28 protein-coding genes and 1 pseudogene are annotated in these 25,264 nt (G+C 63.3%); 11 read left to right on the top strand and 18 right to left on the bottom strand.

Annotated elements, in window-relative coordinates:
- Positions 1-94: 94 nt before the first annotated feature.
- Positions 95-298 (top strand): annotated as a pseudogene (locus AAHS21_RS30060) (WS/DGAT domain-containing protein); the annotation flags it as partial.
- A gap of 395 nt (positions 299-693) precedes the next feature.
- Positions 694-1,476 (top strand): SDR family oxidoreductase, encoded by a 783-nt coding sequence (locus AAHS21_RS30065; RefSeq protein ID WP_342931020.1) that lies wholly within the window; start codon positions 694-696, stop codon positions 1,474-1,476.
- On the opposite strand, the gene AAHS21_RS30070 is transcribed toward AAHS21_RS30065, so the two are convergent.
- The 7 genes from AAHS21_RS30070 to AAHS21_RS30100 form a co-directional block, all read right to left on the bottom strand.
- A complete protein-coding gene (locus AAHS21_RS30070) occupies positions 1,469-4,369 on the bottom strand; it encodes an MMPL family transporter (RefSeq protein ID WP_342931021.1) in 2,901 nt (966 codons plus the stop codon). The genes AAHS21_RS30065 and AAHS21_RS30070 overlap by 8 nt on opposite strands.
- Positions 4,366-4,800, bottom strand: coding sequence for an MmpS family transport accessory protein (locus AAHS21_RS30075; protein WP_342931022.1), 435 nt, complete (start codon positions 4,798-4,800; stop codon positions 4,366-4,368). The genes AAHS21_RS30070 and AAHS21_RS30075 overlap by 4 nt, the downstream gene beginning before the upstream one ends.
- 196 nt (positions 4,801-4,996) lie before the next feature.
- Positions 4,997-5,605 (bottom strand): TetR family transcriptional regulator, encoded by a 609-nt coding sequence (locus tag AAHS21_RS30080; protein ID WP_096288144.1) that lies wholly within the window; start codon positions 5,603-5,605, stop codon positions 4,997-4,999.
- 59 nt (positions 5,606-5,664) lie between these two features.
- Positions 5,665-6,606, bottom strand: a complete 942-nt coding sequence (locus AAHS21_RS30085) for an alpha/beta hydrolase (RefSeq protein WP_342931023.1) — start codon at positions 6,604-6,606, stop codon at positions 5,665-5,667.
- A 73-nt stretch (positions 6,607-6,679) separates the two neighbouring features.
- Entirely contained in the window at positions 6,680-7,300 is a 621-nt protein-coding gene (locus tag AAHS21_RS30090; protein ID WP_342931024.1) for a hypothetical protein, read from the bottom strand.
- Positions 7,297-7,902 carry a methylated-DNA--[protein]-cysteine S-methyltransferase gene (locus AAHS21_RS30095; protein ID WP_342931025.1) on the bottom strand — a complete coding sequence of 202 codons (606 nt, stop codon included), beginning with the start codon at positions 7,900-7,902 and terminating at the stop codon, positions 7,297-7,299. Before AAHS21_RS30095 ends, AAHS21_RS30090 begins: the two co-directional genes overlap by 4 nt.
- Positions 7,886-8,401: an RNA polymerase sigma factor gene (locus AAHS21_RS30100; RefSeq protein ID WP_342931026.1), complete on the bottom strand. Its 516-nt coding sequence runs from the start codon at positions 8,399-8,401 to the stop codon at positions 7,886-7,888. Before AAHS21_RS30100 ends, AAHS21_RS30095 begins: the two co-directional genes overlap by 17 nt.
- A gap of 150 nt (positions 8,402-8,551) precedes the next feature.
- On the opposite strand from AAHS21_RS30100, the gene AAHS21_RS30105 reads away from it, so the two are divergent.
- From AAHS21_RS30105 to AAHS21_RS30115, 3 genes are read left to right on the top strand one after another with little or no spacing between them, the layout of a single operon-like run.
- Complete coding sequence (locus tag AAHS21_RS30105; RefSeq protein WP_342931027.1) at positions 8,552-9,064, top strand: methylated-DNA--[protein]-cysteine S-methyltransferase; 513 nt, start codon at positions 8,552-8,554, stop codon at positions 9,062-9,064.
- Positions 9,064-9,777: a 2OG-Fe(II) oxygenase gene (locus AAHS21_RS30110; RefSeq protein WP_342931028.1), complete on the top strand. Its 714-nt coding sequence runs from the start codon at positions 9,064-9,066 to the stop codon at positions 9,775-9,777. Before AAHS21_RS30105 ends, AAHS21_RS30110 begins: the two co-directional genes overlap by 1 nt.
- 35 nt (positions 9,778-9,812) lie before the next feature.
- Positions 9,813-10,478, top strand: a complete 666-nt coding sequence (locus AAHS21_RS30115) for a nitroreductase family protein (RefSeq protein WP_342931029.1) — start codon at positions 9,813-9,815, stop codon at positions 10,476-10,478.
- Positions 10,479-10,571: 93 nt separating this feature from the next.
- Here AAHS21_RS30115 and AAHS21_RS30120 read toward each other — a convergent pair whose 3' ends face one another.
- Both AAHS21_RS30120 and AAHS21_RS30125 read right to left on the bottom strand, forming a co-directional pair.
- Positions 10,572-11,246, bottom strand: coding sequence for a sigma-70 family RNA polymerase sigma factor (locus AAHS21_RS30120; RefSeq protein ID WP_342931054.1), 675 nt, complete (start codon positions 11,244-11,246; stop codon positions 10,572-10,574).
- Positions 11,247-11,335: 89 nt separating this feature from the next.
- Positions 11,336-12,253 (bottom strand): LysR family transcriptional regulator, encoded by a 918-nt coding sequence (locus AAHS21_RS30125; RefSeq protein WP_342931055.1) that lies wholly within the window; start codon positions 12,251-12,253, stop codon positions 11,336-11,338.
- A gap of 163 nt (positions 12,254-12,416) precedes the next feature.
- Between AAHS21_RS30125 and AAHS21_RS30130 the strand changes: the two genes are divergently transcribed.
- Positions 12,417-12,677, top strand: a complete 261-nt coding sequence (locus tag AAHS21_RS30130) for a hypothetical protein (RefSeq protein ID WP_342931030.1) — start codon at positions 12,417-12,419, stop codon at positions 12,675-12,677.
- A gap of 32 nt (positions 12,678-12,709) precedes the next feature.
- Here the strand turns inward: AAHS21_RS30130 and AAHS21_RS30135 are convergent, their stop codons facing one another.
- On the bottom strand, positions 12,710-13,738 hold the full coding sequence (locus AAHS21_RS30135) for a GTP-binding protein (RefSeq protein ID WP_342931031.1): 1,029 nt from the start codon (positions 13,736-13,738) through the stop codon (positions 12,710-12,712).
- Positions 13,739-14,494: 756 nt separating this feature from the next.
- On the opposite strand from AAHS21_RS30135, the gene AAHS21_RS30140 reads away from it, so the two are divergent.
- Positions 14,495-14,863 carry a hypothetical protein gene (locus AAHS21_RS30140; protein WP_342931032.1) on the top strand — a complete coding sequence of 123 codons (369 nt, stop codon included), beginning with the start codon at positions 14,495-14,497 and terminating at the stop codon, positions 14,861-14,863.
- A gap of 131 nt (positions 14,864-14,994) precedes the next feature.
- On the opposite strand, the gene AAHS21_RS30145 is transcribed toward AAHS21_RS30140, so the two are convergent.
- A complete protein-coding gene (locus AAHS21_RS30145) occupies positions 14,995-15,333 on the bottom strand; it encodes a MerR family transcriptional regulator (protein WP_342931033.1) in 339 nt (112 codons plus the stop codon).
- A gap of 50 nt (positions 15,334-15,383) precedes the next feature.
- Here AAHS21_RS30145 and AAHS21_RS30150 point away from each other — a divergent pair, with 50 nt between their 5' ends.
- The gene (locus AAHS21_RS30150; protein ID WP_342931034.1) at positions 15,384-15,824 is read left to right on the top strand and encodes a PPOX class F420-dependent oxidoreductase; all 441 of its coding nucleotides are present in this window, start codon (positions 15,384-15,386) and stop codon (positions 15,822-15,824) included.
- Between the two features lie 155 nt (positions 15,825-15,979).
- Here AAHS21_RS30150 and AAHS21_RS30155 read toward each other — a convergent pair whose 3' ends face one another.
- The 6 genes from AAHS21_RS30155 to AAHS21_RS30180 form a co-directional block, all read right to left on the bottom strand.
- Positions 15,980-16,873, bottom strand: coding sequence for a helix-turn-helix transcriptional regulator (locus AAHS21_RS30155; protein WP_342931035.1), 894 nt, complete (start codon positions 16,871-16,873; stop codon positions 15,980-15,982).
- Positions 16,874-17,000: 127 nt separating this feature from the next.
- The gene (locus AAHS21_RS30160; RefSeq protein ID WP_342931056.1) at positions 17,001-17,807 is read right to left on the bottom strand and encodes an SDR family oxidoreductase; all 807 of its coding nucleotides are present in this window, start codon (positions 17,805-17,807) and stop codon (positions 17,001-17,003) included.
- A gap of 229 nt (positions 17,808-18,036) precedes the next feature.
- Positions 18,037-19,191: an SGNH/GDSL hydrolase family protein gene (locus tag AAHS21_RS30165; protein ID WP_342931036.1), complete on the bottom strand. Its 1,155-nt coding sequence runs from the start codon at positions 19,189-19,191 to the stop codon at positions 18,037-18,039.
- Between the two features lie 168 nt (positions 19,192-19,359).
- Positions 19,360-19,992, bottom strand: coding sequence for a stage II sporulation protein M (locus AAHS21_RS30170; protein ID WP_342931037.1), 633 nt, complete (start codon positions 19,990-19,992; stop codon positions 19,360-19,362).
- A 218-nt stretch (positions 19,993-20,210) separates the two neighbouring features.
- Positions 20,211-20,456, bottom strand: coding sequence for a hypothetical protein (locus AAHS21_RS30175; RefSeq protein ID WP_342931038.1), 246 nt, complete (start codon positions 20,454-20,456; stop codon positions 20,211-20,213).
- Positions 20,457-20,561: 105 nt separating this feature from the next.
- Positions 20,562-21,152 carry a dihydrofolate reductase family protein gene (locus tag AAHS21_RS30180; RefSeq protein WP_342931039.1) on the bottom strand — a complete coding sequence of 197 codons (591 nt, stop codon included), beginning with the start codon at positions 21,150-21,152 and terminating at the stop codon, positions 20,562-20,564.
- 184 nt (positions 21,153-21,336) lie between these two features.
- Between AAHS21_RS30180 and AAHS21_RS30185 the strand changes: the two genes are divergently transcribed.
- The gene (locus AAHS21_RS30185) at positions 21,337-23,031 is read left to right on the top strand and encodes a GMC family oxidoreductase N-terminal domain-containing protein (protein WP_342931040.1); all 1,695 of its coding nucleotides are present in this window, start codon (positions 21,337-21,339) and stop codon (positions 23,029-23,031) included.
- Between the two features lie 157 nt (positions 23,032-23,188).
- Positions 23,189-24,016 carry a DUF1906 domain-containing protein gene (locus AAHS21_RS30190; RefSeq protein ID WP_342931041.1) on the top strand — a complete coding sequence of 276 codons (828 nt, stop codon included), beginning with the start codon at positions 23,189-23,191 and terminating at the stop codon, positions 24,014-24,016.
- A 27-nt stretch (positions 24,017-24,043) separates the two neighbouring features.
- Here the strand turns inward: AAHS21_RS30190 and AAHS21_RS30195 are convergent, their stop codons facing one another.
- Complete coding sequence (locus AAHS21_RS30195) at positions 24,044-24,652, bottom strand: hypothetical protein (protein ID WP_342931042.1); 609 nt, start codon at positions 24,650-24,652, stop codon at positions 24,044-24,046.
- Between the two features lie 164 nt (positions 24,653-24,816).
- On the opposite strand from AAHS21_RS30195, the gene AAHS21_RS30200 reads away from it, so the two are divergent.
- On the top strand, positions 24,817-25,131 hold the full coding sequence (locus tag AAHS21_RS30200; RefSeq protein ID WP_342931043.1) for a hypothetical protein: 315 nt from the start codon (positions 24,817-24,819) through the stop codon (positions 25,129-25,131).
- Positions 25,132-25,264: the final 133 nt, after the last annotated feature.

Below are 25,264 nucleotides of genomic sequence, written 5' to 3' on the forward strand. Positions count from 1 at the left end.
TAAACGCTAAGCCTCGTGCCCCAGATTCAATGAGAAAGACACGCACTTACCCCAGATTCAATGAGAATGCCCCAGAATCAATGAGAACGGACAACTGGAGATCCTTCCGATCCCACCGATCGCGCTCAATGTGCGTACCGCCATCGCGATGCTCAGTTATGCCGACCAGTTCATCTTCGGCATCACCGCCGACTACGACACTGCCCCCGACATCGACGCGCTGGCCGCAGGAATTGCCGATGGGGTCGCACACCTCGTCGAGGCCAGCGCCACGCACCGAGGCAAAGCACGTTCCTGACCATGGATACTGCTGACGAAAGTCCTCCACACTAGCGACTTCGGTCCCTTGCAAAGGATTTCGTGGATTGCTGAGATGAGAGTATGGGCTTGGCTGTGGGCCATTTCATTGCCCGGTAAAGGGGTAACCAATCATGGCTCGTGTCGCAGCGGCGAAAGTAATTGTTCTCGAGTCACATCCGGTTTGGATTGCCGCTCAACGGCTTGCGCGCGAACGTAGCGAAGCGATGCGCCGCCATCCCTCATTCCCCGCAATGCCGTTCCCGGCGAGCGGCGATTGACGAGTACACCGTCATACACGGCCACACATATGTATGGTGACGACTGGGTCAGAGTAGCGTGCCTCGGCTCTAGCCTATTCAGACCGGATGACGCAGTACATGACAGGAGAACACAGTGGCAGAACGGTTGGCGGGCAAGGTGGCGCTGATTAGCGGGGGTGCGCGGGGGATGGGTGCCTCGCATGTGCGGATGCTGGTGGACGAGGGAGCCAAGGTCGTGTTCGGCGACATCCTCGACGACGAAGGCAAGGCAGTGGCGGCAGAGGTCGGCGACTCGGCTCGCTACCTGCACCTCGATGTGACGAAGCCCGACGACTGGGATGCCGCGGTGGCCACCGCGCTGCACGAGTTCGGCAGCGTCGACGTGCTGGTGAATAACGCTGGCATCATCAACATCGGCACCTTTGAGGACTACGCGCTCTCGGAATGGCAGCGGATCCTCGACATCAATTTGACCGGTGTGTTTCTCGGTATCCGCGCCGTGGTGAAACCGATGAAGGAAGCCGGGCGAGGTTCGATCATCAACATCTCTTCGATCGAAGGTATCGCTGGCACGATCGCCTGCCATGGTTACACGGCAACGAAATTCGCTGTCCGGGGTCTGACCAAGTCGGCGGCGCTGGAGCTGGGGCCCAGCGGCATCCGGGTGAATTCAATCCATCCCGGCCTGATCAAGACCCCGATGACCGAGTGGGTTCCCGACGACATCTTCCAGACCGCGCTCGGCCGGGCCGCCGATCCCAGCGAGGTCTCCAGCCTGGTGGTCTATTTGGCCAGCGACGAGTCCAGCTACTCGACGGGTTCGGAGTTCGTGGTCGATGGCGGCACCACCGCCGGCTTGGGGCACAAAGACTTCTCCGCCGTGCAGACGGACGCGCAGCCGGAGTGGGTTACGTAGCGGCGGTTACCGATTCGGGTTCGGTGGCCGGCTTCGGCCACGGCGATGGCACCGGGCGCTGCCGCACTCGCTGCGGCCACCAGAACCACTTGCCCAACAGCGCGGCAATGGATGGCGTCATCAGCGACCGCACGATCAGCGTGTCGAAGAGCAAGCCCAGACCGATCGTGGTACCCACCTGGCCGATGACGGTCAGCTCGCTGACCGCCATGGTCATCATGGTGAAGGCGAAGACGAGCCCTGCCGAGGTGACGACGGAACCGGTGCCGCCCATCGACCGGATGATTCCGGTGTTCAGGCCGGCGTGAATCTCTTCCTTGAACCGCGCCACCAGCAGCAGGTTGTAGTCGGCGCCCACGGCAAGCAGGATGATGACCGACATCGCCAACACCATCCAGTGCAGCTCGATGCCGATGATGTGTTGCCAGATCAGCACCGACAGTCCGAACGACGCTCCCAATGAAAGCAGGACGGTTCCGACGATGACCGCCGAGGCCACCACACCTCGAGTGATGATCAGCATGATGATGAAAATCAAGCAGAGCGAGGCGATTCCGGCGATCAGCAAGTCGTAGGTGTTGCCGTCACTGAGGTCCTTGTAAATTGCCGCGGTGCCGCCGAGATAGATCCTGGAGCCCTCCAGCGGCGTGCCCTTGAGCGCTTCGTAGGCGGCCTTCTTGATCGCCGCGATATGCGCGATGCCTTCCGCCGACATCGGATCGCCGTCGTGGCTGATGATGAAACGCACGGCATGGCCGTCGGGGGAGATGAAGTTCTTCATGCCTTTCTTGAACTCGGCGTTGTTGAAGATCTCCGGCGGCAGATAGAACGAGTCGTCATTCTTGGACGCGTCGAACGCCTTGCCCATCGCGTTCGAGTTCTTCTGGGCCTCGTTCTGCTGATCCTGCAGACCCTTCTGGGTCGAATACATGGTCAGCATCGTCGTTTTCATGGCCTTCATGTTCTCGATCATCGACGGCATGAGCGCCACCATCTGAGGCATCAGGGTGTCGAGATGATCCATGATCGGAAGCAGGCTCTCGATGTCATCAGTCATCGTGTCGATGCCGTCGAGACCGTCGAAAACCGAGCGCAGTGACCAGCACACCGGGATGTCGAAGCAGTGCTTTTCCCAGTAGAGGTAACTGCGGATCGGCCGGAAGAAGTCCTCGAAATCAGCCATGTGGTTGCGTAATTCGTTGATGTCGATCGTCATGTCATGCATCTTCTTGACCATCTGATGCATGTCGTTGGACATCTGGACGGTGATGCTCTGCATCTTGGTCATGCTGTCGATCGTCGTCTGCATCATGTCGGCCTGCTTGAGCATGTCGGCCATCTGGTCTTCTTGGTACTTCTGATTCATCTGCTGGGTGACGCCCTGCATGCTCATCTGGAACGGGATCGAGGTGTGCTCGATCGGCGTGCCCTCGGGCCTGGTGATGGCTTGCACGCGACCGATTCCCGGCACCCGGAAGATGGTCTTGGCGATCTTGTCGATGACCAAGAAGTCCGCGGAGTTGCGCAGATCGTGGTCGCTTTCGATCATCAGCACTTCGGGATTCATGCGTGCATGCGAAAAATGCCGATCGGCGGCAGCGTATCCCTCGTTGGCCGGCAGATCGTCGGGCAGATAATTGCGGTCGTTGTAGTTGGTGCGGTACCCGGGCAGTGTCAGCAGGCCGACGAGTGCGATCCCGATCGTCATGACCAGGATCGGCCCGGGCCACCGCACGATAACTGCGCCGATCTTGCGCCACATCCGAATACGTTGCGTGCGCTTGGGTTCGAGCGTCTTACCGAAGCGCGTTGCCACCGTGATGACCGCGGGCCCGAGTGTCAACGCGGCCAGCACCACGACCACCATGCCGATGGCCAACGGGATGCCCAGCGTCTGGAAATACGGCAGGTTGGTGAAGTGCAGACAGAACGTCGCCCCGGCGATGGTCAGGCCCGAGCCGAGCACCACATGCGCGGTGCCATGGAACATGTCGTAGTAGGCGTCTTCGCGGGAATCGCCCTTACCCCGGGCTTCCTGATATCGGCCGATCAAAAAGATCGCGTAGTCCGTGGCGGCGGCGATCGCCAATGTGACGATCAGGTTGGTCGCGAAGGTCGACAGCCCAATGATGTTGTAATAGCCCAGGAATGCGACCATTCCGCGGGCGGCCGAGAGTTCCAGTACCACCATCACCAGCGTGAGCAACACCGTGACGATGGACCGGTAGACCAGCAACATCATCGCGATGATCACGGTGAACGTGCACATCGTGATGATTTGCACACTGCGGTCACCGGCCACGTGCTGGTCGGCCGAGAGTGCGGCGGGTCCGGTGACGTACGCCTTCACCCCATTGGGTGGCGGCACACTTTTGACGATGTTCTGAACCGCCTCGACGGACTCGTTCGCCAGCGACTCGCCCTGGTTTCCGGCGAGATAGACCTGGACGTAGGCGGCCTTGCCGTCGTTGCTCTGCGCACCCGCCCCGGTCAGCGGGTCACTCCACATGTCCTGAACGTGCTCAACGTGTTTGGTGTCGGAGTCGAGCTTCTGGACGATTTTGTCGTAGTAGGCGTGGGCATCGGCGCCCAGCGGTTGTTGCCCCTCGAGAACGATCATGATCGAGCTGTTGGACTTGTATTCGTTGAACACAGCGCCCATGCGCTTTGTCGCGACCACCGATTGCGCATCGTCGGGGGCCATCGAGACCGAGCGCATCTTCCCGACCGTGTCCAGGTCGGGGACGATCGTGCTGAGCACCGCGATCACTGCGATCCAGCCCAGGATGATCAGTACGGCGAATTTCCGGATGAAGCGCGGGATCTTCTCCCGCACCGGCTCTGCAGCGGTCGGGAGCGCGTCGGTGCGGGCGTCGTTGAACGTTGTACTCATGCGGATTTCACCAGGCAGAAGGTCAGGGCGTGCACGCCGGTGGTTATCTTCTCGTCCTTGATTTCGTCATCGATGGTGATGCGGCACCCGAGGTAGTCACCGTCGCTTTGTGCCGAGAGGTTTGGGAAGACCGACGGAGCGGTGGTTTTGAGGACCATCGTCCAGGGCAACGGCGCACCGTCGATCCGCTGCGGGTCGGCCGACAGATCCAGGTAGTTCACGTTTGCGTGGCTCGCCGAGCCGAATACTTCGTATTTGACGACCTTGGGCTTGAACGGCTTGGAGTCGTCGAGCCGCGGGCTCGTCATGACGCCGGTGTCGTTGGCGCCGAAGAAAGACTTGACCCGGACCACGGCGAAGCCACCGACTACCACCACCGCCACGATCAAGAGCGGCAACCAGGCGTTGCGCACAATCTTCGATAGCAACAACTACGTGGGTCCTTTTCTCGTCACCATCGGGTGGCCACCGCCCGCATAACTCGCGGACACTCGAGCGCACGAGCAACTTGATTCAGCATCGGGGTTCGGCCTTGCCGCGGAAGTGCCCCCGAGCACCGCCACCAGCGCATACTACATGATCTGCATATCTTGCAGATCATGCAAGATTTGTCCGCCGTGTTTCAGATCACTCGGTGAAGATGCTGTTCACCAGGGCGGCGGCCCGCTCGACATACGGCATCGGCGTGTCGTCGGGATCCACCGGCTCGCTACTTGCCCACTTTTCGAGGCCGGAACGTACCGCGGTCAGTGCCAGCGCGGAAATCAGGGCGGCCATCTCGTCGTCCGGCTTCATGTCCTGGCGGCGCACGATGATGTCGGTCAGCTGAAGCTGAAAGCGCTCCAGGTCCGCGAGGAACGCGGCTAACACCGCGGGGGACGTTTTGGCGAGTTCGAGCATGTGGGCCGCCTGCTCGCGCAGTGGCGGCACGTCGCGCAGATGGTGCGCTGCCAGGGTGATCAGCTCTGCCAGCACGACCGAGTAGCGGGCGGGACCGGCCGCGACGAAATCCGCGACCAACTCGGCTGGAATGTCCGATGGGCCGTAGGCGATGGCGGACTCTTTGTTGGGGAAGTAGTTGAAGAACGTGCGCGTCGAGATTCCGGCTTCTGCGCAGATTTCCTCGATGGTCACCTTGTCGAAGCCGCGCTCGAGGGCCAGCCGCACCGCGGCGTCGCGGATGTCTGCGCTGGTTTCGCGGCGACGCCGCTCACGCAGTCCCATCGGGTTGGCCATACCCCCATAGTTGCACGTTCTGCACAGTTTGCAGTCAACTAGCTCGTTACGCGGCGTGCTTAGCCCGGCTGTTCCTCGGTCGGCGACGCCAAAGCGGCCCAGAGATGATCGCGCTGGCTGGCGAAGAACTTCGCCGAGATCGGCGCCTTTTCCACGATGTTGTCGAAAGCGTGAAAGGCGCCGGGGGCGATTTCCTCGTGGACGGGTACGCCCGCCTCGCGCAGCCGCCGCGCGTAATCGAGGCACTCCTGATAGAAGAGATCTAATGTCCCCACGCCGATCCACGCCGGCGGTAGCCCGGACAGATCTGTTCGACGCGCCGGGGCCGCCACCGTGGGATCGGCTCCGCCGAGGTACCACCGCCAGGCCTGCTGGTTATCGTCTTCGGTCCACATGATGCGTTTGCGGCCCTCCCCATGTGCGCCGGTGCGATCGTCGAGCATGGGATACACCAGCATCTGGTAGGCGAGTTTGACGTCGCCGCGGTCGTGTGCGCGTTGGGCCAGTGCCGCGGCGAAATGCCCACCGGCGCTTGCGCCTCCGACGGCGATTCGCTCGGGGTTGACCCACGGCTGGCGGGCGAGCCACAGCAGCGCCGCATAGCAGTCGTCGACCGGTGTCGGGTACGGGTGCTCGGGTGCGAGGCGGTATTTGACGGCTGCCACTGCGACGCCGGTGTGGCGAGATAGCTTGCGGCAGAACTTGTCATCCTGGACGGGCGTCCCCATGATGGTGCCGCCGCCATGGATCCACAGCAGCGCCGGTGCCCGGTCGGGGAGGCCCGCCGGACGATGCATGCGGACCCTGACGTGTTCGTTGACCGCGACCACCGGTACATCGCGGAGCCGGCCGGCGTTGCCCAGGACGCCCATGATGGCTCGCTGAACCTTGTATCCGCGATGCAGGGCGTATCCCCGGGGCAGCAGGCGTGCGACCTTACGCAGCTCGGGATCCACGGCTTGCGGTCCCGTGAAGGCATTTTCGGGCAGGGCATTCGCCATGGGTCTTCTCTGTTCCCTTACGCCGGTAGGCCATTTTGACCATACACAGCGAGAACACTGTTGTGGCGCGGGGCTATCGGGCCGCGTCATCAATCTGAACGGGGTATCCGGCGGACAAGATTCGCACCGTCGACGCAGGGGTGAGCACCGTGGCCTGGCCGCTTGCAGGCCGAAGTAACTTGTGCCGGTACGCGTTGTCGTGGTTCCAAACCGCGAGGTGGCCGCCGACGACGACGGCTGGTCCGGAATCTGTCGCGACGAATGTCCCGTCAGGCAGGTCGATCCAACGGGCGCGGCGGCCTGTCTTGTCGAGCCGCTCTCGGTGTAGCTGGGCGTCCATCTCCTTGGCGTAAGTGGTTGTCCCACCGTGTGTTTCGACCCATAACGATCGGTAGGCCAGGTAGGTGTGGTGTCGGCATTCGCCGCACGGGCGATGTCCGGCAGCCAGCGCGACCGCCTCGTCGAGGAAGAACAGCGGCGTGTAGCGGTGGGGTTCCCATTGCGCCACCCGGCGGCTCCGGAACGCCAGCACACAGGTAATCCAGGTCTTGTGCTGATGGTTGCGCACGACGTCGCGGCTGGCGTGGCCTTCGTGCAAACGCCCGCGGTTGCCCATCCAGGCGCCGCGGCCAGCGACGGCGATGATCTCGCCCAACGGTGAGACGCGGTTGCGCGCCGGCCCCGCCGTCGTCATCCCTGCTGCTCAAGATCGAGCAGCAGGCGTTTGGCGACGGGTCCGCCGCGGTAGGCGCCCACGGCTCCGTCGGATCGGATCACCCGATGACACGGCACCACGATCGGGATCGGGTTGGTCGCACACGCGGTGCCCACCGCGCGCACCGCGTTGGGAGAGCCGGCGAGTCGCGCCAGCGTGGCATAGCTGGCCGTGGCACCGTAGCTGACGTCGGTGTTGAGGTGCTCTAGCACCGTGCGCCGAAACCCTTGTGACAGTGACCAGTCCAGCGCGACGTCGAAGGTGTGCCGGCGGCCGGCGAAGTATTCGTCGAGCTGTCGCACGATCGGATCCAGCCGCGCCGGCGCCTCGAGCACCCGCGGACTGATCCGCTCCGAGAGCGTCAGCAGCACGCCGTCTTGGTCCTCATCCGCGAAAGCCACCCTCACCAGTCCCAGCGGGGTGGCGGCCAGCAGCAGCAGCCCGACTGCGGAATCCACTGTGCGATAGGCGATGTCAAGCAGGTCTGAGGCCTGCGCATCCCGTTCCAGACGGGTGTGCAGGCGCCGCAGATGATTCGCATCGACGGGGTAGAGGTGAGTGAGGTCAGTCGAGGTCATCATCAGTCCTTGCGGTGTCGAGAAGGGGATAGGTGCGCCGCAGGGTGGCGATGCCATCGGCCGCGGCCCGGCGGGCAGCATCAACGCTGCTGTCGAGGATCGTTGCGATCTCGGCGTAGGGCAGGCCCGCAAGATAGTGGTAGGCCACGGCGTGGCGTTGCTTGGGCGGCAGCGCACCCACGGCCGCATCCAGGTCGAGATCGTGTCCATCGGCTCGTTCCCCGGCGGGGGAGTCCGGGGTATCGGCGACCGGGATGGCCCGCCGTGCTGCCGCGCGAGTGATGTCGATGGCCTTGCGGTGAGCAATCGTGACCAGCCACGCCTCGACATTGGCCCCGGCCGGCAGTAGCGGGTAAGCCTTCAAAGCGGCCAGGAAGGTGTCCGACCAAGCGTCGTCGGCGTCGCTGTGGCCGACCACGGCGCGCACCACCCGCAACACTGTCGCGCCGTGCTGTGCCACGACGGCCTCAAATGGCATCTTCACCTGCTGGTTGGCCTTCATGCGATGTCACCGGTTGATATGGCGGATCATGCGATCTCCTCTTTGCTCCTGATGGGAAGACGTCGGCGGATCGTGAAATGTGAGATATCAATTCGCATCCATCTCACGCCGCCGGGCCGGTCATCGTCTACAGGTAAAGGAGGTACAACGATGACAGCACGACACACGATGATCGATAGCCGGTTGGGCGAGCTGACCTTGGTCGCTGACGCCGACGCCCTGACAGGTGTGTATTTTCGGCATCACTGGCGCCGGCCGGCCGCGGATACCCTCGGCGAGTACGTCGAATCGGCTGCCGACGACCTGCTTTGTCGCACCGCCGAGCAGCTGAATGAGTATCTGGTCGGAGAGCGCACCCGATTCGACCTTCCAATCGCGCTGGTGGGCGACCGGCTTCGGCGCCGAATCTGGGATCGGCTTGTCGGGATCGGGTACGGCCAGACGAAAACATACGGTGAGCTGGCCGCGGAACTGCCCGACGTCACCACCGCTTATGAAGTGGGCCAGGCGGTCGGGCGCAATCCGCTGAGCATCGTCATTCCGTGCCATCGGGTCGTCGGAAAGAACGGCGCGCTAACGGGTTACGCGGGCGGCCTGAAGCGCAAACGATTCTTGTTGGAGCTGGAGGCGCCGGCACCCGCGTTGGCTGGCAAGCTGTTCTGATGGTCTCGACCTGGCGCAAGCGCGTCGATGCCGCCGATTGGGACGCGGTCGCCGGCGACATGAACGACGTCGGCGGTGCACTGCTCCCGGAGCTGATCACGCCTGCCGAGTGCACCTCGGTCATCGATCTGTACGCCGACGCCAGTCGTTTTCGCGCGATCGTCGACATGGGCCGACACCGCTACGGGCAAGGCGAGTATCGCTATTTCAAACAGCCCTACCCATGTCCAATCGAAGATCTGAAACAGGCGCTCTACCCGCGGCTGTTGCCGATCGCCCGAGATTGGTGGACGAAGTTCGGGCGACAGGCTCCGTGGCCCGACACTCTCGACGAATGGCTGGACACGTGCCACCGCGCCGGCCAGACCAAGCCCACGGCACTGCTGCTCAAGTACGGCCCGGGTGATTGGAATGCGCTGCACCGAGACCTCTACGGAGAGCTCATCTTTCCGCTGCAGGTCGTCATCAATCTCAACGAGCCGGGCGTCGCGCACACCGGAGGCGAATTCCTGCTTGTCGAGCAGCGGGCCCGGGCGCAATCACGGGGGACAGTCACAACATTGCCGCGCGGACACGGCTACGTCTTCACCACCCGAGAACGGCCGGTGCGATCGACGCGAGGATGGTCGGCAGCCCCGGTACGCCATGGTGTGTCCGTCGTCCGTTCCGGCCAGCGCTACACACTGGGATTGATCTTCCACGACGCGGCCTGAACACAGCTGTCGCCGGTTGCGGCACGATGGGGGGCATGGAGTTGTACGACGCGATGCGTTCTACCGCGGCAGTACGCGAATTTACCGACGATCCGCTTCCCGATGACGTCCTCGAGCGCATCCTGGATAACGCGCGCTTCGCACCGACCGGCGGCAACCGGCAGGGCGTGCGCGTCATCGTGCTACGCGACCAGGACACCCGAGCCGCGTTGGCCGATCTCGGGCTTACCGCGGCGCGCCGCTATACCGCTCAGCTCGCCAATGGCGAGTCACCATGGAACCCGTTGCAGCCGACCAGCTTAGATGCTGCCACGATCGAGGCGGCGCAGGTGCCTGCACAAATGTCGGCGCCGTTTCGTGAGGCGCCAGTCGTGTTGATGTTCCTGGTGAATCTCGGCGTTGTCGCCGCGACCGATCAGGATCTCGATCGCATCGCGGTGGTACCCGGTGCCTCGGTGTACCCGTTCGTGTGGAACGTGTTGCTGGCCGCGCGCAATGAAGGATTTGGCGGAGTGCTGACAACGATGGTTGTCGCCGAGGAGCCGCGGGCGAAAGATCTTCTCGGCATCCCCGACTCGTATGCCATTGCCGCTCTGGTGCCGTTGGGCAAGCCGGTGCGCCAATTGTCGAAGTTGCGACGCCGACCGGTCTCGGACTTCGCTACCTGCGAGCGCTATGACGGAGCACCCTTCGTCGGCTAGCCGGTTTTGCTCGCCAGTGAACGGGCAACCGGGATTCGGGGCATCCTCGCTAAGTGGTTTTCCCACCGGCGATGTAGTTGTTCCTACCAGCTATTAGGCTGCGACTACTACGTCGTCACCTCCGAGGATGTATCGTTGCTCAATCGCGAAGTCCGTCAGCAGCTTTCGCATATTTTTGCGCCCACGGTGGATGCGAGACATGACTGAACCCAGTGGTATGTCCAGGATTTCGCCGATTTCTTTGTATCGGAAGCCTTCGACGTCAGCGTAGTAAACAGCCAGCTGCTGCGACTCTGGAAGCTGCGCAAGTGCCTGGCGTACCTCGGGATCGCCGATCGAATCGAGCACTACGGTCTCAGCCGACAATCGTCCCGCCGTCGACTGTGCGGGTCCCGCGGGAAGCAGAAAGTCGCTGATGTCACCCGCCAGCCACTCCGTAGGACGACGTTTGGCGGCGCGGTAGTGATTGATTCGCGTGTGGTTCATGATCGTGAAGAGCCACGCGCGCAGATTTGTGCCTTCCCTGAAGGATCCAAATCCGACATACGCCTTGATCATGGTTTCCTGGACGAGGTCTTCGGCGTCGGCGTGGCTTTGGGTATACCTGCGTGCCGCACGGAATAGCTGATCCCGCAGCGGAATGACGTCGCGTTCGAATCGCGTTGCGAGGTCTTCGAGGTGGGGGCCTTGCGGGGACAACGACATGATCATCAACCTCGTAATCTCTGAGTTCGGTTGTGTCTCTTCATCAGAGCAACCGAGGATCATCGTGTCCAATGAATGGTTCTGATCCGACCCATCAAAGTTGGAGATGACGGTTCGAGGAGAATCGACGAACGCGCGAATAGGCGTGTCGGCTATGGCGATTGGGCTGTCGACTGCCTGTCTGGGCGCGATGCCGACGCCAGGATCAACTCGGCGAGCTTAGCGGCGGCGGGCGAGACTCGCGTCGGCCGGCTCATGGCGAGGTAGATCGGCCACACGATCTCTGGCCGTAGCGGCACCGCCCGCAGGTTCGGAAAGCGGCCGGCGTCGCTGGTGGGCATGAACATGGTGCCCAATCCGTGCTGCACCAGACTGGATGCGACCCCGTAGTTCACCGCCGCTTCGTACCGGGTGCACGCCGTAATGCCGGCCGCCGTGAATGCGTTCTCCACGATGCGGCGCAGGCCGAATTCGGCGGGGAAACCGATCAGGTTCTCGTGGGCAAGCTCAATGATGCCGACACGGTCGCGCTGCGCTAGATGGTGATCGGGCCTGCAGACAAAGACCATCGGCTCCTCGGCCAGTAACCGCATGTCAATACCTGTCGGGAAGCGGTCCGGAGCGGAAACGAAGGCCAGGTCGAGCGTGCCGTCGGCGATCGCGGAGAGATGCGGCATCGAGCCCGATGGGCTCAGTCGCAGAATGATCTGCACCTGGGGATAGGTGCGGTGAAATTCACCCAATACCCGCGGGACGTCCAGCGCCCCAAAGGATACGAGTGAACCCACTTCCACGATCCCGGACAGCGCGCCGAGGTAGTCGTTGATTGAGTCCTTGGCGAGCCGGGCGCTGTGGACGATGCGGCGTGCATGCTCGCGAAACAGCTCGCCCGCGGGCGTTAGTTTGATCTGCTGCTTGGACCGATTGAACAGCTCTACGCCGAGTTCCCGCTCCAGCTTGCTGACTGCCGTGGACAGGGCGGACTGGACGACGTGGACCCGCTGCGCCGCGCGCGAAAAGTTCATTTCGTCTGCCACAGCGATGAAGTACTCGAGCTGACGTAGTTCCATCCCGCACACCTTGTCAATGGAGTTGAGGAACATGTGAGTCGTCATCGGTCGGCCTGATGCTGAGCGCATGCTCCAACGAGATGTAACACCGGTCAAGCTGCATTGCGTACGCTGCCGTCCTTCGGGATTCGTGCCGAGGCGATGATTGCCACTGACTGGTGCAATGGCGATACTCTGCATCGCGGTGCGCTACCAAAGCGCCGTCGATGACGGGCTCGACGAGGACCCGGTCTGCTCGCTGGAGCGCCCGGCCGACGCGGACAATCTTTCGGCCGCCGAGCGATCGGCTCTGCGCTTCTCCGAGCTGTTCGCGACCAACCACCTCGCCATCGACGACGCGGTCTACGACGAGTTGCAACTGAGCTTCGCCAGAGTGCTTGCGCCACCTATCGTCCAAGCGGGTTGCTCAATTACGTCACAGTGACGAAAAGTTTTGGGGTACTGACCTTTTAACTGTCAGAGGCTGCGTCGCCGATACAGCCTGAGGCGATGAATATCGGCAAGAGCCGCCGAGCTGGTGAGTGGTCGCAGCGCGATCTCAAGCCGAGCGCGGACAGCATCGGTGTCCAGGCCGACGCCGATCGCCACGAGGCAGTTGGGTGATGCGCCGGGCGGTGCTTTCGCGATGTGGATCGACGTGCCCACCAGATTGACCGCAAAGGTGGGTGTGGATTTTCCGTATCTCATGATTACCGCGCCCTTGATTCGATAGGCCCCGGCGGGCGGATCCTCGAGTAAGTCGATCAGCGCGCCGGGGTCGATTTCGCCCTGGCTCGTCGCGGTGACCGAATCGGCGTGCGAGCTGTCGTGGTCATGGGCGACCGGGTCGGTCGTGGCATCGACGAACAGGTCGCGCAACGAGAGCTGGCCCGTCTCCTCGGGCGTTTCCGCTATGTCATACAGCAGGGCGGGATCGACTTGGCCACCGACTGCTCCGACGACGGTCGCACGTGGATTACGTTCTCGCACCCGGCGTTCCACCCGCTCGACGGTCGCGGCGCGGTCTTCGCGGGGGAGTCGGTCGAGTTTGTTGACGACGACGAGAGAGGCTACGCCGTACCGGGCCGGCGAGGTATGGCCGACGTCGATGGTTTCGAAGTGGGTCGTGGCGTCGATGACATCGACAAGTCCGCCGTAGCGCACCCCAGGGACTTCGCTTAAGCCGATAATTCGCGCGACCGAAACGGGCTCGGCCAGACCACTCGCCTCGACGATCACCGCGTCCAGATTCAGCCGAGGGTCGGCGAGCTTGGCCAACGCCTCGTCGATACCGCCGTCATCCGGCAGGCAGCAGATGCAGCCGCCGGCGATCGAGGCGGGCTCGTCGATCTGCCCGGTCACCAGCATGGCATCGACGTTGAGCTCACCGAAGTCGTTGATAATGACCCCGATTCGCGCTCCGGGACTGCGGAGCACGTGATTGAGCAGACTCGTCTTGCCGGCGCCCAGCTGGCCCGTCAAGCAAATGACAGGGATCGCTCGCACATTGTCCTTCCGGTCTCACGATCGCATCGGTAAGCATAATGCTAATGATTTTCAATTAGCCGCCCCGAGGCGGGCCCGGGATTCGACCAGAATGCTCAACCAATCCGGGCACGCCGATTGAAGTGAAAGCTCCGAATTGCGTTGCCGTCCAGATATATTCGTCACCGTGACGTATCACCGTCGTTCGGCGGGAAGGGGCAGGACCGGTGGCGGGGGCCTGCCACGGGAGACCGATGGGTCGGCGCCGGTTGTCGTTGGTTGTGGCAATGGGCCGAGCGGGCAGTGGAGCGGTCGTCGAGATCCGGTATCGCGATGGGTCGCATCTTGTGACTCAGCAACGTAGCGTGTGGCTCGGCAACGGCTGCGGGACGGCATAATTCGTCACAGTGACGTTTCGGTCGCACGGACAGGGCACTGGGCAACCCGATTGCGGATATGGCGTCGTCGGCTGCGCATGAGTCATCTCAGCGTCGCCCATCCGTCGTGCTGGCCCGCCGTCATCATCGATCCGTGGCGCCGGTAAGCGGGGAACCGCCGACGTCGAGGAGCACTTCATGTGGACCCGCGAGCCCGGACTTGTGCGACGATCCGGTCAAACTCGCCCTTTGGCTTTTACCGATAAGCGACATTATGTCAAGTTAAGTCCGCCGTTTTCCCCCTCTCCCGAAGTCGCCTTCGCCGGACAACCAGCAGCGTCGGTGCAAACAACGAGCCTCGATTTCGCCTAGGAACGCTGCGCGGTCTAGCGTGAGCGGAATGGCGTTATTCAGTCATCAGGAGTTGCGGGACCCGGCCGACGGCGTTGGTGACGACGCTAGTGGTGGGGTTGTTGAACCAGCTCGGGGTGCTGAAGTGGACGAGTACGGGGTGGATGAACCGGTAGTGGTTGGTCCAGGGTTGCCGCCTGAGGATGGTTCGTGCGGTCAGTTCGCCGTGCAGTTTCACGTGTCTACGTCAATGCTGGTCGGGCTGAAGCGTATTGCGGATATGCGTGGGGTGAGCGTGCCGGAGGTATGCCGGCAGGTGATCGGTGTATTTGTTGCCCAGCAGGAGGGTGAGCTGGGCGCATTGCTTGCCGCTGAGGCCGAGGCGGCTGATTACCGGCCGAGTTTGGGACAGGCATAGCCACGCCCGCCGCGGCGCGCGCCGCCTGAATGTGTTCAGGTGAGCCGGATACGACGCGTACCGGTCCGCGTCGGCTGCAGCGCGCTTGATCTACGCGGCGATGTGACCGGACTCGGTCATGAGATTTCACGTCATTGGCACGCCATGGCCCACTCGATGGTTTCGCGGGCCCGCGCCAATGTCACCATCTGCGAGTCGATTTCGGTGAGCTTGGCCTGAGCGAATTCCCGGCTCGCGGTCCGACCGGGGGCGTCGTCGTCGAGCAGTATCGCGATCTCGTCGAGTGTGAAGCCGGCCGCCTTACACAGCCCGATCACTTCGAGTCTGCTCAGCACGGCATCGTCGTAGCGGCGCTGACGACCCGCCCGAGACGGTGGTGCCAGCAGCCCGATTTTCTCGTAGTAACGCAAGGTGGTGGGAGCGATGTCCGCGCGGCGGGCGCCGTAGCCGATCGTGAGTGCGGTGGTCATGGTCACCTTCCGCAGCCGAGCTTGACTTGGAGTCCACTCTAAGTCTTTCAATGTCCGCTATGGACACTCTGCGCGCCAGCCGCTACGCCCTGCTGCGGACTTATCGCCGCGACGGCCGCCCGGTCGACACCCCGATCTGGTTCCACCTCGACGGCGACACGCTGGTGTTCCGCACCAAGGTCGGGCCAAAGACGAAGAGGATCGCGAACGACCCACGGGTCGAGGTGCGGGTGTGCGACTACAAGGGCCGGGTGCCCGACGGTGCGCCTGCATTCACCGGGCGGGCCACCCTGCTGTCGGGAGCGGAGGCCGAACAGGCCAACCGGCAACTGCATGCCCGGTACGGCTGGCAATACAACCTGGTCCCTCTGCTACCGCTGCCCGGCGTGAAGAACGTCGACGCGGGCCTGCCACTAAAGGAGAAGTGGGATCGGGTGCGCGACCATGACGTCTGGCCGGGCAGCGCGATCGTGCGGGTCGACCTGGGGTAGGTGTATGCCTCGCGACAGGTTATGGGAGTTTGATTCGGACCCGAATCCTCCGTGGGTCCTCGCCGGCACCTGGCGGAAGATTTCGTTCCTGTGCGGGGTGGCGGTTACCGCGCCGTCGAAGCGGCAGGCCCAGTCGACGAGAGGGGCGGTTGTGACTATCTGTTGGGTGCTTCGAGCTCCGTTGCCAGCCTGTCTTGGGTGGCCGCCCACGAGGCCAGTAGCGCTAGACCCTCAGCGGTCGGCGTGCCCGCAGGCGCGGTGTAGACGTTGAGGTTCAGGCCGGGTTCGGCGGCCAGTTCCAGGGACTCGACGTCCAAGTCGAGCTGGCCCACGATCGGAAGGTGCAGCCGCTTGCGGCCGGACCGGTGCAACCGTACATCCTGAGATGCCCATCGCTGCCGGAATAGCTCACTGCGCGTTGACATTTCGCTGACCAGCGCGATCAGCTCCTCGTCGTGCGGATCGCGGCCGGCCTCCATGCGCAGTTTTGCCGCGACGTCACCGGCAATTCGGTCGTAATCGACAAAGAAGTTTCTGGCCGCATCGGGACACAGATAAATGAACCGTGCTGTGTTCGCGGGTCGTCGCGGATCGGCCAGCACCGGCGAAAACAGCGCGCGGGCAAGTTGATTCATGGCCAGCACGTCGTAACGTCCGTTACAGATCCAGGCCGGCGCATCCGAGATGGCGTCGAGCACCTGCTGCAGTGTAGAGCGCACCGGCTCGGCAGGCCTGCGCCGGCGTGGGCTGCTGGGCGACTGGGATCGGCGCGCGAGGTGGAACAGGTGGTCGCGCTCGGCCTCGTCGAGTTGCAAGGCAGAGGCCACCGCGTCGAGCACGCCATCGGAGGCGCCGGCGAGGCTGCCGCGCTCCATGCGCACGTAATAGTCGACCGACACCCCCGCCAGGAGCGCCACCTCTTCGCGGCGTAGACCTTTGACGCGACGCTTGCCGCCGTAAGTGGGCAGACCCGTCTGCTCGGGTGTGATGCGGGCACGACGCGAGCTGAGAAAATCCCGGATATCGGTGCGTACATCCGTCGTAGCCATTCCGTCACCGTACGCCCGTCCTGGAAGCCCGAGGGAAGCACTACGGGTACCTCTAACGCCGCGTGGAGACCCGATCGGAGTGTTCACGAGCTGGCGTCGGTCGCTACCAAAGCCACGCGCCGACGGCCTAGGGCGTACCCGTTGCGGTTGTCGCGATGCCGCCGTCTACCGGGATGATGGCGCCCGTGAGGTAGGACCCCGCCCGGCTGGCGAGAAACACAGCGGTACCCGCCATGTCGTCGTTGCGGCCGAGCCGGCGCAGCGGCGCCACCGCCGCGATCGTGTCGCCGATGGCATCGAGCGTGGACGCCATCATCTGCGATGGGAACACTCCCGGTGCGATTGCGTTCACCGTCACGTGCTGCGGGCCCAGCTCTCTGGCAAGCACTCTGGTGAGCTGATGCAGCGCTGCTTTGCTGCCGGCGTACGAGTAATTGGGCGACTGGGCGACGTGAATGGCGGCGATACTGCCGATGTTGATGATCCGTGCGGGATTATCAGCGGTGCCCGCCCTACACAGTGCGGGCAGCAACGCCTGCACCAGCCAGAACGGTGACTTGAGATTGAGGTCGATTACCGAATCCCAGGCCTCGTCCGGGAACGTCGCGAGCGGCTCACGCCACATCGCTCCCGCATTGTTAACGAGGATGTCCAGGCGTCCGGAATCGGTCGTGACGAGATCAGCGACGCGCTGACACTCGTCGTGCCTGGACAGATCGGCGGGAATCGCTTGAACGTTGCCGAATTCGGACAGTCGATGCTGTGCCTGGGCGCACGCCTCTGCGCCGCGTGAGCTGATGACGACGCTTGCACCCGCCCGGAGGAGGCCGCCGGCGATCATCATCCCGATGCCCCTGGTGCCGCCAGTGACAAGGGCGTACTTGCCGCTGAGATCGAAAAGTTCTGTGTGAGTGACAAATTGGTTCTCTGCCATGTGATCCTGGTCCCTTCTGTCGTGGCCCAACCGCTTCCGTGACCCCGTCGCTTCCCCTACGTTCAGTCGGGGAACGGCTACACGTTAAGCAGGCGGCGTGGCCGGCGGGGAGCTCCTGGTGATACAGGTACTGCGACAGCCACCCTCGCGCACGGGTGGCATCGCTTAGCAATTCCCGATCACGGCCATACGCAATGCGGACGGAACTGACCGTGCCGACTTCACCTGATCAATCATCCCGGATGTCGGTCAGGGCTGCCCGTAGCACCGGGCGCAGAGTCGACGCGGCGAATCGCTCCCCGATCAGCCGATGTGTGGTCGCGTCCGGATGGAGCTGATCAGGTAGCGGATGAATTGCTTCGTCAGCCGGTCCGTAGAGCGTCGAACCGTTGACATAGTGGATGAACGAGTCATCGTCGCGTCTTCGCGCGACGATGGCGGCAAGTTGGTCACGGATGTAGCGCAGGGTCAGTCGGCCTAAGCCGTCCAATCGCGTTGCCTCGGCGGGATCGCCCGTCGCAATGAACCGAACCCTGCCGTGTCGGAGCTCGTCGGCATCGAAAGCTCCTGGGCCCGGGGTTATTTCGTGGATCGGACAGTAGAGTGGACCGACGACGATGAGTGGCGTCCGGGGATGCCCGTCGCGAATGGTGTCCAGAAATCCATGCACGGCGGGTGCAAATGCCCGCTGGCGCATCAGGTCGGCATTGACAAGATTGATGCCCAGTTTCACGGATATGACGTCCGCGTATTGGTCGCGAATGGCCCTGGCGACAAACGGATCCAGCAGCGCGCTACCGGAGAGTCCGAGGTTGATCAGTTCCACACCGGTCAGCGCCGCTGCGATCGCCGGCCACGTGGTACTCGGGCTCGCGGCATTCGAGCCCTGGCTGATCGAACTGCCGTAGTGCACCCAGCGTTTCCGGGGGCTGGACAAGGGCTCGACCGCTGCGTCGGTGCGCAGCGCGACCATTTCGATCCGCTCGTAGTGCGGCAACCACATCTCGACGTCTTTCGCGCGAGGAGTCAGGCCGTCGAAACGGATGGTCGCCGTTGGACCCGATTCCCGTCGGCTCGCGCCGGTCACCGGGTCGACACGCACCGTGTCGCCCTCGTACGTTGGCGCCTGAGCTGTCAGTCGATTGTCGATGACGAGATCAACGGTGCCGTCGGGCCGGTCGGGGACGCCGGTCAAAACGACTCGCGTGCGATGCAATTCGAGCTCGACCGCAGATGCAGCCGTCCGGAACGCCAGCCGCACTCCGGACGGCTGCGATTCGGCCCCGAGTAGCTGCGGGTCGTCACACTGCGCACGTGCACGAGCCGGGAGTCTGTGCGGCAACCAGCCCCGGCGGGTGCGCTCGAGCTCAGCGAGCCCGCGCAATAGCTCCGCCTCGATCTCATGGTGAATCAGTAGAGCACCTCAACCATCCTGTTCGGTCCTATTTTCAGGTAGGCCAATGGCTTTAATGCGTGCTCGACGCCGGCGCGGCACTTCTCCCCCGTTGTCACGCCGATCGCGCGTCGTCACCGCGGCCATAGCGCCACGGTATTACCGGTACAAAAGCCATGCGGCCAGCGGGTGCACGAAGTAGCGCAACGAGAACGCCTCGTACACCGCGCCGACCACGAGCAAGGTCAGGGCCGGCAGTGCCAGCCAGCCGAGGTCCCGCAGACCGCGTAGGTAGCCCCGCCGGCGGTTTTCGGCTCCGACGGTCCATGGGACGACCCAGGATTTGCCGAGCAGGTAGGCACCCAACAGCAGCAGTACATAGGCCTGGAACTCGACGATCAGCGTCAACGAGTGCGGGATAAGAGCCACCCAGCCGATGTCGTTCGGCGGGACGAGTGTCATCCCCGTCCTCAACGCCCAGTAGGCGAACAGCGCGATGCCCGCGAACGGCACGATCATGGACGGCACAATGATGGTCAGTGCACCCATCTTCAGCGTGTTCACCCCGAGAATCGTCAGTGCGAAGAGCCAGGGATGTGTGAGCAGTGATTGGACGAGATCGGCTGTGCCGTCTTGCTCTAACCGCGTGTGCTGGGCCCGGCTCAATTGCGGGAAGGACAGACCGAGGCAGAAGCCGACCAGAAACAAGCCGTAGGCAGCCGCATTGGCCACCAGGTAGACCTTGGCGTTCTCGCCGACGATGCGGAATGGACGCCACTGTCGGACGGTCATGCCGACCTTCCCTGTTGAGATTTTCAGACACCACTACGCCGCTCGCGGACACCGGCGCTTGAGCGGGACGATTCGCTGACCGAGTCGGCTGGTGGTTCGCGGTCAGCTGCCCCTGCTGGGTGCCGCCGGGTTGGGGGCCATCGCCGTCCTCGGCATCGTGCTGTTCTGAGCTTATGGCTCAACCCTTTTAACCAACTCGGTCATCAGGGTCGCCGCTGTTAGCCCATCGTCAAGATCGCGACTGCGGCGACGCTAATCACCGTCATGAGGGCCACCAGAATCACCGTGATCGACGCGCGCACGATCTCTTCTTCGGTGAGTTGCCAGCGCGGCTTTTCTTCGACGACAACGGAATCCCCAAGACGGGCCTTCGCGTTCACTTTCGCGACTGCCAACAGGACATCGTCATGCGCGTCGTCCGCGTCTATCTCGACTAAGTCATGCGCGGCGATAGCGGTCGTCATGTCAGCCCCCCGGGCTTGCGGACGCCATTGGCGTTTATTGCAAGGTCGAAACCTTCTCGTGTACTCGAAGATACGTGTGCGAGATCACGATTGCGGTAACGATCCCTAACGGTCACAGCACACGGTCGATCTGTCGTGGATGGCCTCGTATCTCAGCAGGACGGTGCCGCGCGGGAAGGTGCGGTTCTCCAGAAGTCGCAGCGAGGTCCACGACGGCAGTGTCGGGAAGAACGGGGTGCCGCCGCCCAGGGCCGTAGGCGCCACCACGATCCGGTACTCGTCCACCAGCCCGGCCTGCACGATCGGTGCGGCCAGCGTCGCGCCACCCACCTCCAGCCTGCCGTCGGTTTCGGCTTTCAACTTCGCTACCACCTCGACCGGGTCGCCCCTTTCCAAGCGGGAGTTCCAGTCGACGGATTCCAGGGTGCGCGAGAAGACGACCTTGGGCATTTCGCGCCAGATATGGGCGAAGTCGACAATCAGAGGGGTGGCGTCCGGGGCCGCGTCGGCGGTCGGCCAGTACGCGGACATCAATTCGTAGAGCCGGCGACCGTAGAACGCGCATTCGGTCTCCCGCTCGAAGTCGTTCCAGTACTGGTGCAGTTCTTCGCTCGGATCGCTCCAGTCGATATTGCCCTGGGAATCAGCGATGTAGCCGTCCACCGACACGTTGAAGCCATAGATGAGTTTGCCCATGGGGATAAGACTGCACCGGCCGGCGAAACTCATCGCGACACCAACAGTTTTCAGGTGTGGCGGCTACGGCATTGTGCGTGGTCAATGGTCGACTCTGGTCATGGCCACTCGTACTTTGATGAGATGAGCTGGTGTTCGCGCACATTGCGGACACGCATCCGACGCCTGGAGGACCGATACCGGAATGAGCCCGGACGCCGACTTCGACTACATCATCGTGGGGGCAGGCAGTGCGGGTTGCCTGCTCGCCAATCGGCTCAGCGCCGACCCAGATCGCCGTGTGCTCCTCATTGAGGCCGGTGGTGAAGATGACTGGTTCTGGATCAAGATCCCGGTGGGCTATCTGTACACAATGGCCAACCCGCGCACCGATTGGTGTTTGACGACCGAGCCCGAGCCAGGTCTGGCCGGCCGCAGCATCCTCTACGCGCGGGGCCGGGTGCTCGGCGGCTGCTCGTCGATCAACGCGATGATCCACATGCGCGGACAGGCCAGCGATTACGAGCTGTGGGCGCAGGCTACCGGCGACGAGAGATGGCTTTGGGGTGGCGCGGACCGTCCGGGCCAGACACTGGCGATCTACAAAGAGTTGGAAAACTACTTCGGTGGCGCCGACGAGTGGCACGGCGCAAGTGGTGAGATCCGCGTCGAGCGGCCGCGGGTGAGCTGGAAGATCTTGAACGCCTGGCAGGCCGCTGCCGCGCAGGTGGGCATCGCCCCCATCGAGGAGTTCAACCGGGGCGACAACGCCGGCAGTGCGTACTTTCATGTCAACCAACGGCGCGGCCGTCGCTGGTCGATGGCCGATGCTTTCCTGCATCCCATCGCCCACCGACCGAATCTCACCGTCTACACACAGACGCAGGCTTTGCGGCTTCTGCTGGACGACCAGGTCCAGGCCGCCCAGCGTCGCGGCGCCTGGACCACTGCGCAGCGTCGCGTCACCGGCGTGCGGCTGCTCCGAGGAGGCCGAGTCGTCGACGTCGCGGCTCGCCGGGAGGTGATTCTGAGCGCCGGAGCTATTGGGTCGCCGCATCTGATGCAAGTCTCGGGCCTCGGCCCTGCCGGCCTGCTTGCCCAGCATCAAGTGCCGGTGGACGTCGACCTGCCCGGAGTGGGCGAAAACCTCCAGGACCACCTACAGCTTCGATCGGTTTACCGCATCCGGGGTGCCCCGACCGTCAACACGCTGTACCGCAACTGGATCACCCGCGCGGGCATGGGAATTCAGTACCTGCTGCTGAGATCGGGGCCGATGACCATGCCGCCTTCCACTCTGGGGGCTTTCACCAGGAGCGACCCGACGCTGGCCAGTCCGGATTTGGAGTGGCATGTGCAGCCCTTGTCGTTGGCGAAGTTCGGCGAACCCCTGCATCCCTTCGGAGCGATCACTCCCTCGGTCTGCAATTTACGACCCAGTTCGCGCGGCCATGTCCGCATCGCGAATCCAGATCCACTGACCCGCCCGAAGATCCTCTGCAATTACCTGTCGACTGACGCCGATCGCAAAACCGCTGTGATCGGCCTGCGGATGACGCGGCAGATCATGGCGGCGCCGGCTCTGGCCCGCTACCGCCCGCAGGAGTTGCTTCCCGGCCCGCAACTGGTGAGCGACGAAGAGCTGCAGCAGGCGGCCGGTGAACTCGGTACGACGATTTTCCACCCGGTGGGCACCTGCGCGATGGGAGCCTTTGACGCACAAGGTCGGCCGCGGGCGCCAGCCACGGTGCTCGACACCGACTGCCGTGTGTATCGCGTCGCCGGCCTTCGCATAGCCGACGCTTCGGCTATGCCCACCATCACTTCCGGCAACACCAACGCGCCGGTCATGCTCATCGCCGAGCGTGCGGCGCGGGCGATCGTGGCGCAAGTCGGTTAACGCCGACACGTCAATCTGCTTGCGCGCCGGTTTGTTTCGTGCGGGCCTGATAGATCATTTCCGAACGGTCACCACTTGGTATCTCTTTGGGAATGCAACCGCGTTTCGGCTGGCGCAGGTCTATCGGTAACAACAGTCACATCGTTAACATCGCGCGATGCACAATTTGCCCCCGATGGCCAGTACCGCGCGACCGCGTGTCTTTTCCCGGCGCGACGCGCTGCGCTACGCCGCTGTGGTGGCCGGCCTGGGTGCCGCATCAGTCGCCTGCGGCATGCCCACGGCGGCTGCCGCTGCTCCCCCTCAGCTGATTGACTTTGCCGCGCACCAGATTCCGGCGCAGCAGATCCGCGCTGCCGGCTATAGCGGGGTGGTCAACTACGTTTCGATGTCGCGTCCTGGCTCGTCGTTTGGCGCCAAACCGATCACCCGGTCCTACGCCGACTCATTGAAATCCGCGGGTCTGGTGATCGTCAGCAACTACCAATTCGGCAAGCCGGGTAGCTCAGCACCGTCCGACTTCACGCGGGGCTACGCGGGCGGCGTCGCGGACGCGCGAACCGCCTGGCAGCTGCATACCGCGGCCGGCGGCGGCGAGAGTGCGCCGATTTTCTTCACCATCGACGAGGACATCAATCGAGATACCTGGAGTCACACCGCGCTGCAGTGGTTTCGCGGAATCAACTCGGTTCTCGGCGTTCAACGCACCGGTGTCTATGGAGGCGTCAGGGTGTGTCAGTGGGCCGCGGACGATGGCGTTGTCGGGTCTTCGAGCACACCTGGCCGCCGGTGGCTCTGGCAAACTCGAGCCTGGTCCGGCAATCAAGTCCACCCCGCCGCCGTCCTCTACCAGCGTGTCGTGAGCACCGCGTCCAATCCCGGCCCTAAGGTCGGCGGACTTGAAGTCGACGTCAACGACGTTTTGGCTCCCGATTGCGGTCAGTGGAACCTCCACGGCAGCCATCCAGGTGGCGATGTGCGGTAGGGGCGAGATCGCTGCCCGCGATTCGGGTTAGAGACCGGACGGTACGACCTTGCCGTTGACCGTCACCCCGACCTGGCCGGTCGTCGGGTTGTACTCGATCTTGCCGTGCTCGAAGGTCGACACGAGCCGATCGCCGACGGTGTTCACGTCGCTGGTGGGCAAACCCAGCGGTCCCGCCGAACCGTTAGTGCCGGTGGTCGCAGGTGTGCCGTCCGGATCGCGTGGGATATTCCAGGCATCCCGGATCTTGCCCGTGGTGATGTACGCCGCCGCGCCGGCCTGGTCATTTTTGGCCGTGATCACACCGCCCTGGAATTGCTGGAATACCAGGCCACTCGGCCTGGTGCCGGCGTTGCGGTCACCCGTCAGTGGCTTGCCCAGCGTCTGCCTCTGGCTCTCGGTTGCCGACGCGTACTTCGCGGCGATCGGGCCGGTCAGAGTCACCTCGACGCCGCCGTCCCCGACGAGCTTCACCTCGGTGGGCTGTGCCTGTGGGTTAGACGTGGAGGTGGCGTTCACACTGGTTTGCGGCGGGGCCGACGCGTTGACGTTCTTGCCGTTGCTGCAGCCCACAGTGATCAGCGCGACGGCTGCCAGGCCGACGACGGCCGCGCAGCGGCATGCGCTCGTTCTCATGGGTTTCCTCTCAATAGCCGTACCTGTCCGCGCGATCGCTGTCTTCGTAGCTCCGAACGAACTTACAACGCAGCCCACTCCGTCGGTCTGGCAACATGGAGCTTCCTGGCCGGCCGGCGCGGTAGTGCGCTACGGCCAATGGCGGGCGGCGCAAAGGAGTTTCGGTGGGCTTATTCACAAGGAAGAAGCGTCCCGCTGACGCCAAGGTGTACTACTCGACCCCGTTTGGTGACACCAAGGACGGCAGACAAAAGCCGTTCTTACTTGAACGCGACGGTGTTTGGTTCATGCCCGTTTTTCGCAGTGTGGAAGCGATGAAAGAGTTCTACGAGCGAACGAACCGCGCCGGGTACATGATCCTCGAGGGTGATGTAAAGGCGGTGATGGAAACCAACAGCTCAATCGAGCTGATGAAAAATGTCGGAATCGTCATCGAACCCTTGAGTGAGCATCCGGTTGAGATCATGCCTGACTCCTGACGAAGGCTGAGCTGCGCCCGCAATGTCAGCGTTCGGCCACCGTCAACGAGCCGTGGTTGCGGTCGCTGATGGCGTAGGCGAAATCGGCGCGGACGCGGGTGATCACCGCTAAAGATGCTGTCCCGCAGCAGCA

Origin of the sequence: Mycobacterium sp. 050272 (assembly GCF_039023525.1) — a bacterium.
Taxonomy (GTDB): Bacteria; Actinomycetota; Actinomycetes; order Mycobacteriales; family Mycobacteriaceae; genus Mycobacterium.

Coding starts and splice junctions, on each gene's coding strand:
- AAHS21_RS30070 (WP_342931021.1), bottom strand. CDS start 4,369: ATGAGTACAACGTTCAACGACGCCCGCACCGACGCGCTCCCGACCGCT.
- AAHS21_RS30080 (WP_096288144.1), bottom strand. CDS start 5,605: ATGGCCAACCCGATGGGACTGCGTGAGCGGCGTCGCCGCGAAACCAGC.
- AAHS21_RS30085 (WP_342931023.1), bottom strand. CDS start 6,606: ATGGCGAATGCCCTGCCCGAAAATGCCTTCACGGGACCGCAAGCCGTG.
- AAHS21_RS30090 (WP_342931024.1), bottom strand. CDS start 7,300: ATGACGACGGCGGGGCCGGCGCGCAACCGCGTCTCACCGTTGGGCGAG.
- AAHS21_RS30095 (WP_342931025.1), bottom strand. CDS start 7,902: ATGATGACCTCGACTGACCTCACTCACCTCTACCCCGTCGATGCGAAT.
- AAHS21_RS30100 (WP_342931026.1), bottom strand. CDS start 8,401: ATGAAGGCCAACCAGCAGGTGAAGATGCCATTTGAGGCCGTCGTGGCA.
- AAHS21_RS30105 (WP_342931027.1), top strand. CDS start 8,552: ATGACAGCACGACACACGATGATCGATAGCCGGTTGGGCGAGCTGACC.
- AAHS21_RS30110 (WP_342931028.1), top strand. CDS start 9,064: ATGGTCTCGACCTGGCGCAAGCGCGTCGATGCCGCCGATTGGGACGCG.
- AAHS21_RS30115 (WP_342931029.1), top strand. CDS start 9,813: ATGGAGTTGTACGACGCGATGCGTTCTACCGCGGCAGTACGCGAATTT.
- AAHS21_RS30120 (WP_342931054.1), bottom strand. CDS start 11,246: ATGATCCTCGGTTGCTCTGATGAAGAGACACAACCGAACTCAGAGATT.
- AAHS21_RS30125 (WP_342931055.1), bottom strand. CDS start 12,253: ATGGAACTACGTCAGCTCGAGTACTTCATCGCTGTGGCAGACGAAATG.
- AAHS21_RS30130 (WP_342931030.1), top strand. CDS start 12,417: ATGGCGATACTCTGCATCGCGGTGCGCTACCAAAGCGCCGTCGATGAC.
- AAHS21_RS30140 (WP_342931032.1), top strand. CDS start 14,495: ATGGCGTTATTCAGTCATCAGGAGTTGCGGGACCCGGCCGACGGCGTT.
- AAHS21_RS30145 (WP_342931033.1), bottom strand. CDS start 15,333: ATGACCACCGCACTCACGATCGGCTACGGCGCCCGCCGCGCGGACATC.
- AAHS21_RS30150 (WP_342931034.1), top strand. CDS start 15,384: ATGTCCGCTATGGACACTCTGCGCGCCAGCCGCTACGCCCTGCTGCGG.
- AAHS21_RS30155 (WP_342931035.1), bottom strand. CDS start 16,873: ATGGCTACGACGGATGTACGCACCGATATCCGGGATTTTCTCAGCTCG.
- AAHS21_RS30160 (WP_342931056.1), bottom strand. CDS start 17,807: ATGGCAGAGAACCAATTTGTCACTCACACAGAACTTTTCGATCTCAGC.
- AAHS21_RS30170 (WP_342931037.1), bottom strand. CDS start 19,992: ATGACCGTCCGACAGTGGCGTCCATTCCGCATCGTCGGCGAGAACGCC.
- AAHS21_RS30175 (WP_342931038.1), bottom strand. CDS start 20,456: ATGACGACCGCTATCGCCGCGCATGACTTAGTCGAGATAGACGCGGAC.
- AAHS21_RS30180 (WP_342931039.1), bottom strand. CDS start 21,152: ATGGGCAAACTCATCTATGGCTTCAACGTGTCGGTGGACGGCTACATC.
- AAHS21_RS30185 (WP_342931040.1), top strand. CDS start 21,337: ATGAGCCCGGACGCCGACTTCGACTACATCATCGTGGGGGCAGGCAGT.
- AAHS21_RS30190 (WP_342931041.1), top strand. CDS start 23,189: ATGCACAATTTGCCCCCGATGGCCAGTACCGCGCGACCGCGTGTCTTT.
- AAHS21_RS30195 (WP_342931042.1), bottom strand. CDS start 24,652: ATGAGAACGAGCGCATGCCGCTGCGCGGCCGTCGTCGGCCTGGCAGCC.